Origin of the sequence: Proteus sp. fly-1067, from assembly GCF_040139345.1 — a bacterium.
Classification (GTDB): Bacteria; Pseudomonadota; Gammaproteobacteria; order Enterobacterales; family Enterobacteriaceae; genus Proteus; species Proteus vulgaris_B.
Window position 1 is genome coordinate 1 of record NZ_JBEEUL010000199.1, and the last position, 567, is coordinate 567.

The 567-nt window shown below is 45.5% G+C and carries 1 protein-coding gene; it reads left to right on the forward strand.

Annotated features, from left to right (window positions below):
* Positions 1–567 (forward strand): thiamine pyrophosphate-binding protein (locus ABN217_RS19975; RefSeq protein WP_349459965.1); only part of this gene is annotated, 567 nt, incomplete at both ends.

Here is a 567-nt window from a genome sequence, read left to right on the forward strand (position 1 = left end):
CGGTTTGTGCGGGTTCTTGTGGTCCAGGTAACATGCACCTTATTAATGGGTTATATGATTGCCATCGTAACCGCGTGCCAGTATTGGCCATTGCTGCACATATCCCATCAAGTGAGATTGGTAGCAATTACTTCCAAGAAACTCACCCAACAGAGCTATTCCGTGAGTGCAGTCATTATTGTGAAATGATTTCTAACCCAGAGCAATTGCCACAAGTTCTCGGTATTGCAATGCGCAAAGCCATCCTAGAAAGAGGCGTTTCTGTGATCGTATTACCGGGTGATATCGCATTACGCGACGCGCCTGAGAATGCGGTTGATACATGGTATCAGCCACAGGCTCCATTGATCATGCCTCAGCACTCTGAAATTGCAAAATTGGCAGATGCACTAAATCAATCAACAAATATCACGCTGTTCTGTGGTGCTGGCTGTGCAGGCGCACACGATGAAGTGATCAAACTAGCGGAAACATTGAAAGCCCCAGTTGTACACGCATTACGTGGTAAAGAGCATATTGAATGGGATAACCCATATAGTGTAGGTATGACAGGGTTAATTGGTTTCT